The following is a 6,000-nucleotide window of genomic DNA, read 5'->3' on the forward strand; positions in this document are numbered from 1 at the left end:
CGGCAGAGCGTGTGACGCCCGCCGGGCCCGGACCACGAACGCTGCGGACCCGGCGCCTGACGAGCGCGGCGGCCTCCTCGCCGGGCCCGGACCACAGCGCTCCGGACTCAGCGCTTGATGAGCGCGGCGGCCTCCTCGCCGGCCTGCTTCATCGCGTCCTTCGGCTTCGACTTCCCGACGAGGACGGCCTGGACCTGCTTGGCGACGGCCTCTTCGATCTGGGCGTTCTGCGCGAACTGCCAGAACGGGCTGCCGGTCGCCGTCCTGGTGATCTTCTGGGTCCACTCCGTGGTGAAGGTGTCCTTGGCGACCTCGGGAGCGGCCAGACCCGCGGTGGTGGACGGCGGCAGCGCGCGGGCGGAGAAGTACGCGGAGGTGGTGGCCTGGTCGGTGGTGGTGTGCAGCGCGAACTCCGTTGCCGCGTCCTGCCCCTTGCCCTTGACGATCGCGATCACGCCGCCCCACAGCAGCGCCTGCGGAGTGTCGCCGGCCTTGAGTACCGGACGCTCCATCGGCTGCATGGAAGCGGCCAGTGTCCTGTCCTTGGACTGGGCGGAGGTCACGCCCTTGCCGATGATCGCGTCGTCGTAGAAGGCGGCCTTGCCCTGGCCGAACAGGGCGCGTGCGTCGAAGCGGTCCACGTCGGCGGCGATCAGCTTCTTGTCGTGCAGCTTCTTGTACCAGGTGACCGCGTCGATCGAGGCGTCGTCGCCTATCGTGACCTTCCCGCCGTCGAGCAGCTTGCAGCCGAAGGTCTGCATCCACGGGAAGATGTCCTTGAGCTGGGCGACCTTGGTCGCGGCGGCGTACGGCACCACCCCGCCGCCGAGGCCCTTCAGCTCGACCAGTGCCGCTTCGAACTCCTCGACGGTGGTGGGGTGCTTCTTGATCCCGGCCTTCTCCAGGAGCTGGGAGTTGGCGATCACACCGATCGATCCGGTGTTCCACGGCAGTCCGTACTGCTTGCCGTCGTACATGCCGCTCTTCAGCGCCACGTCCGTGTAGCCGCCCTTGCCGGCCACCGATCCGAGGTCGACCAGCTTGCCCATCTGCGCCATCGCGGCGAGCCAGGCGATGTCGAGGTGCACCGCACCGGTCGTCTCCCCGCCGCCGAGCTTGAGGGTGAGCTGGCTCAGGTACTCGTTGTACGGGTACGAGACCGCGCGGATCTTCGACTGCTCGGCCTTCTCCCACGCCGCGATGATCTTCTCGATCGAGGGCTTGGCGGCTTCCTCGTTGAGCGACCAGGAGGTGAAGTCGAAGTTCTTGGACTTCGGGTCGCCGCCGTTGGAGGGGGCGCCGGCGCCGGAGGGCGCGCAGGCGCCGAGCACACCGGCGCCCGCTACACCGAGCGCGCCGATACCGAACATGCGCAGCGCGCCGCGCCGGCTGATGCCAGAGGTGGTCATGATCTCTCCATGGGGAAATGTGCGGGAGGAAAGGTGGGTGGGGGCGCGGGCCGGGCCTGCGGGTTCAGCTCTTGACCGAACCGGCGGTCATGCCGCCGACGAGATAGCGCTGGAGGAACATGAACGCGACGATCACAGGGACGGACACCACGAGCGAGGCGGCCATCAGCTGGGGCCAGGCGGTCTGGAACTCGCCGATGTAGGTGGAGACGAGCCCTGGGGGCAGGGTCTGCTTCTCCTTGTCGGCCAGGGTCAGCGCGAAGATGAAGTCGTTCCAGCCGCGCACGAAGGCGAAGAGCCCGGCGGCGATCATCCCCGGCGCGGCCAGCGGCGCCACGATCGAGTGCAGCGTCCGCCACCGTGACGCGCCGTCGATGGCGGCCGCTTCCAGCAGGGCGTCCGGGATCGTGTCGAAGATGCCCTTCAGCATCCAGACGCACAGGGGCATGGTGAACGTGGTGAAGGAGAGCACCAGGGCGCTGTACGTGTTGAGCATGCCGAAGCTGGAGAAGACGGTGTAGAGCGTCACCAGCAGAAGCGCCTGGGGGAACATCTGGGAGGCCAGCACCAGGTGCATCAGCGACCGCCGGCCGCGGTAGCGGAACTTGGAGAACGAGTAGCCCATGTAGGTGGCGACGACGACGCTCAGCACGGCGGTGATCGAGGCCACGACGAGCGAGTTGACCATGTACTTGATCAGCTGGTCGTTCTCGGCCAGGGCCGTGAAGTTGCTGAGGGTGAGGTCGGTGGGTATCAGCTTCGGCGGGAACTGGAAGGTCGACTCGGGGGTGCTCAGCGCGGTGGCGAGCAGCCAGTAGACCGGCAGCAGGCCGAAGGCGCCGATGACGACGACCGCGCTCCAGGCGGCGATCCGCGAGCGCAGCAGGTCCTTGCGTATGCGGCGCCGGGTGCTGCGCCCGGCCCGGGCGGCGGACGGCTGCGGCCGGTCGACGGCGGGCAGCGGGGTGGAGGTGGTGGAGGTCATCAGGCGTCGCCCTTCCGCTCGGTGATCCTGAGGTAGACGGCGACGAGGAGGAGCAGGAGCAGCATCCACAGTCCGCCCAGCGCGGTGGCCCGGCCGATGTCGAAGCCCTTGAAGGCGGTCTGGTAGACGGCGGTCGCGAACGTCTCGGTGGTGCCGGCGGGGCCGCCTCCGGTGAGGACGTAGATGGTGTCGAAGTGCTGGAAGTTCCAGATGAACTCCAGCAGGAGGACGATCGAGGCGACACCGCGGACCTGGGGCCAGGTCACGGCGAAGAAGCGCCGGACCGAGCCGGCCCCGTCCATCGAGGCGGCCTCGTGCAGTTCCTTGGGCACGGTCTGCAGACCGGCCAGGAGCATGACCATCATCCAGGGGAAGCTGGCCCAGGTCTTGGTGACGATCACGGCGAGCATCGCGGTGCCGGGGCGGCCGAGCCAGGCGACGGACTCGTCGAGGATCCCGGTCTCCATGAGGACGCCGTTGAGGACCCCGTAGTTCGCGTTGAAGATCCACATCCAGAGGAAGGAGACCACCACGCCGGGGATCACCCAGGGGAACAGGAACAGGCCGCGCAGGAAGCCGCTGCCCTTGAGGCCGGTGTTCAGGGCGAGTGCGAGGGCGAAGCCGATGACGAAGGGGACGAGCGTCGCGCCGACGGTGAAGACCAGCGTCTGTTCGAGGATGGTGAGGAAGTCGCCGTCCAGCCAGTAGGCGAAGTTGTCGAGGCCGACGAACTCCCGGCCCGGCAGTCGCAGATCCTGCTTGAAGAAGCCGGTGAACAGCGCCGACAGCAGCGGGTAGAAGATGATCGCCGCGAACAGGGCGAGGCCCGGCGCGGTCAGCAGCAGGGCGAACGCACCGTTGGAGAGCCGTCCCCCGCTCCGCTCGCGGGGCGGGGGCGCCTTCTGGGGAGGTGCGGCCGTACTCATGGGTCTGTCCTCTCAAGTGGTGGCGGGAGCGCCGGTGCCCTGCGTGAACGTCGTCGTCCCTGCTGCGATGAATGCAAGTTGCAGCATGCGGGATCGTTCTCCATATCGTGCGATGGCGTCAACCCTTTTCGTCGGTGAATCGCCGATTCTGTGCGGGACCGGCGAGCACGCCCCACCTGCCATGAAGTTGCACTTCGGCTCACGGCGGCCAGGTCGGTGGCCGCAACCGGAACTTACAGCGAATCCCATTGATTGAACAGTGGTTGCACAATATGGATGTGATGTACGTTCAAGGCGCTCCGCCTGCGACGGAGGAGTATCCGAGCTTCACACCAAGGAGGCCGCACCGTGCGGGAAGAAGAGGTCCATTACGACATCGCCGTGATCGGCGGCGGATTGGCGGGGACCTGCGCGGCCATCGCCGCGGCCCGCCTCGGCCGACGCGTCGCCCTCGTCAACAACCGGCCGGTCCTGGGCGGCAACGCCAGCAGCGAGATCCGTGTCTGGGTCTGCGGCGCCACCGCACACGGCGTGCACCGCTGGGCCCGCGAGACCGGGATCATGGGCGAGTTGTACACCGAGAACCAGTACCGCAACCCCGAGGGCAACCCCTACTACTGGGACCAGGTCGTCCTCGACGCCGTGCGCGCCGAACCGAACATCGACCTCTACCTCAACACCGACGTACGCGAGGTCGACGCGAGCGGCCCGGCCGACAGCCGCGAGGTGCACTCCTGCACCGGCTGGATGATGGGCTCGGAGCGCCGCATCACCTTCCGTGCGAACCAGTTCCTCGACTGCACCGGAGACGGCCTGGTCGGCCACCTCGCCGGCGCCCGCTACCGCATCGGCCGTGAGGCGCGGAGCGAGTTCGACGAGCCCTGGGCACCGTCCGAGGCGGACCGGGCGCTGCTCGGCTCGACGACCCTCTTCCACACCAGGGACACGGGCCGGCCGGTGAAGTTCGTACCGCCCGCCTACGCCAAGGACCTGTCGACCACACCCATCCTGCGCAACCGCATCCTGCGCACCGGGGACAACGGCTGTGACTACTGGTGGATCGAGTGGGGCGGTGAGCTCGACACGGTCCACGACAACGAACGCATCCGCGACGAGCTCCAGGCCGTGATCATGGGTGTCTGGGACCACATCAAGAACTCCGGCCTGTTCCCGGACGCGGCGAACCTCACCCTGGAATGGGTCGGCAGTCTCCCCGGGAAGCGCGAGTACCGCCGCTTCCTCGGCGATCACGTCCTCACCCAGCAGGACATCCTCGAGCAGCGCCAGTTCGAGGACCGGATCGCCTTCGGCGGCTGGTCCGTGGACCTCCACCCCGTCCAGGGCATGTACGCCGAGGAGCCCGGCGCGCGCCAGCGGTACGCGGACGGCATCTTCCACATCCCGCTGCGCTCCCTCTACTCCGCGAACGTCACGAACCTGCACTTCGCCGGGCGCAACATCTCCGCCACCCACATCGCCTTCGGGGCCACCCGCGTCATGGCCACCTGCGCGACCCTCGGCGAGGCCGCGGGGACCGCCGCGGCGCTGTGCGTCGCCGAGGGCATCACGCCGCGGGAACTCGCCACCGGACGGGCGGACCTGGTGCGCCGCACCCTGCTGCGCCAGGACGCCTCCGTGATCGGCCTCGCCGACGAGGACCCCGGAAACCTGGCGCGGGCGGCCCGCGTCACCGCCTCCTCGCACCTGACCCGGCTGGCCGCCGAACCCACGCGGGACGAGCCCGGCACCCCGTACCCCCTCACCCGCGACCTGGCCCTCCTGCTGCCGGTCGACCCGGCGCTCGACACGGTCGACCTGCTCGTCCACGGCGCCCCGGACGGCCGGTCCAGTGAACTCACCGTGGAGCTGTGGAGCACGGGCCGGCCCGAGAACGCGGTTCCCGCCGACCACCTCCTGACGACCACCGTCACGGTCCCGTCCGGCGGTCCCCACTGGGTCACGGCCCGGCTCGACCACCGCCCCGGCACACCCCGGAACGCGATCCTCATCGTCCGGGCCTGTGCCGACACGGCCCTGGTCCTCCTCCCCGAACGCACCGACGGTGTCCTCGCCCTGCGCAGGAAGGCCGAGGGGGACGCGGGCGTCGACCACGACATCCCGGAGGAGGACGGCCAGCTGGTCCTGGAGTGGCAGGCCCGCGGCCTGCGCCGGCAGACCTTCGCCTTCCGGGCGGCCCCCGACACCGGGGCGTTCCACCCCGAACGGGCCGTGGGCGGATACCAACGTCCCTACGGCGGACCGAACATGTGGTCCTCCGCGCGGGAGGACGAGGCCCAGTGGCTCCGCCTCGACTGGCAGGACGAGCAGGACCTCACCGAGGTCCGCCTGGTGTTCGACGACGACGTCGACGAATACCTCAACAACCTGCACCGCCACCGCACCCCGTACGAGGTGATGCCGGAACTCGTACGCGACTACCGCGTCCAGAGGTGCGACGCCGCCGGTACGTGGCACACGCTCCTGACGGTCAAGGACAACCGGCGCCGCCACCGCGTGCACGCGGTGAAGGACCTGGACGGCGGCCCCGTACGCACCGGCGCGCTACGGCTCGTGGTGGACGCGACGCACGGGGCACGGCACGCGCACGTGATCGCCCTCAAGGCGTACGGCGCGTAGCCGCACGGCGAAGGGGTCCGGCGGGGGCTGTTCAGCCCCCGCC

The 6,000-nt window shown here is 69.3% G+C and carries 4 protein-coding genes; 1 reads left to right on the forward strand and 3 read right to left on the reverse strand.

The genetic code is table 11. The annotated features are described in order from the left end of the window. Nucleotides 1-107 precede the first annotated feature (107 nt). The 3 genes from ACFVS9_RS32785 to ACFVS9_RS32795 all read right to left on the reverse strand — a co-directional run bounded on the left by ACFVS9_RS32785 (nt 108) and on the right by ACFVS9_RS32795 (nt 3,320). Nucleotides 108-1,409, reverse strand: a complete 1,302-nt coding sequence (locus tag ACFVS9_RS32785) for an extracellular solute-binding protein (RefSeq protein ID WP_389938423.1) — start codon at nt 1,407-1,409, stop codon at nt 108-110. A 64-nt stretch (nt 1,410-1,473) separates the two neighbouring features. Next, nucleotides 1,474-2,394, reverse strand: coding sequence for a carbohydrate ABC transporter permease (locus ACFVS9_RS32790; RefSeq protein ID WP_383116560.1), 921 nt, complete (start codon nt 2,392-2,394; stop codon nt 1,474-1,476). Further along, nucleotides 2,394-3,320, reverse strand: a complete 927-nt coding sequence (locus ACFVS9_RS32795; RefSeq protein ID WP_383116561.1) for a carbohydrate ABC transporter permease — start codon at nt 3,318-3,320, stop codon at nt 2,394-2,396. The genes ACFVS9_RS32790 and ACFVS9_RS32795 overlap by 1 nt, the downstream gene beginning before the upstream one ends. Before the next feature lie 348 nt (nt 3,321-3,668). Between ACFVS9_RS32795 and ACFVS9_RS32800 the strand changes: the two genes are divergently transcribed. Continuing rightward, a complete protein-coding gene (locus tag ACFVS9_RS32800) occupies nt 3,669-5,957 on the forward strand; it encodes an FAD-dependent oxidoreductase (protein ID WP_383116562.1) in 2,289 nt (762 codons plus the stop codon). The last annotated feature ends 43 nt before the right edge of the window (nt 5,958-6,000 follow it).

Source organism: Streptomyces sp. NPDC058008 (genome assembly GCF_042886395.1).
Classification (GTDB): Bacteria; Actinomycetota; Actinomycetes; order Streptomycetales; family Streptomycetaceae; genus Streptomyces.

Bases quoted from the DNA above. Each gene is read 5' to 3' on its own strand.
- ACFVS9_RS32795 (WP_383116561.1), bottom strand. From the start codon at position 3,320: ATGAGTACGGCCGCACCTCCCCAGAAGGCGCCCCCGCCCCGCGAGCGG.
- ACFVS9_RS32785 (WP_389938423.1), bottom strand. From the start codon at position 1,409: ATGACCACCTCTGGCATCAGCCGGCGCGGCGCGCTGCGCATGTTCGGT.
- ACFVS9_RS32790 (WP_383116560.1), bottom strand. From the start codon at position 2,394: ATGACCTCCACCACCTCCACCCCGCTGCCCGCCGTCGACCGGCCGCAG.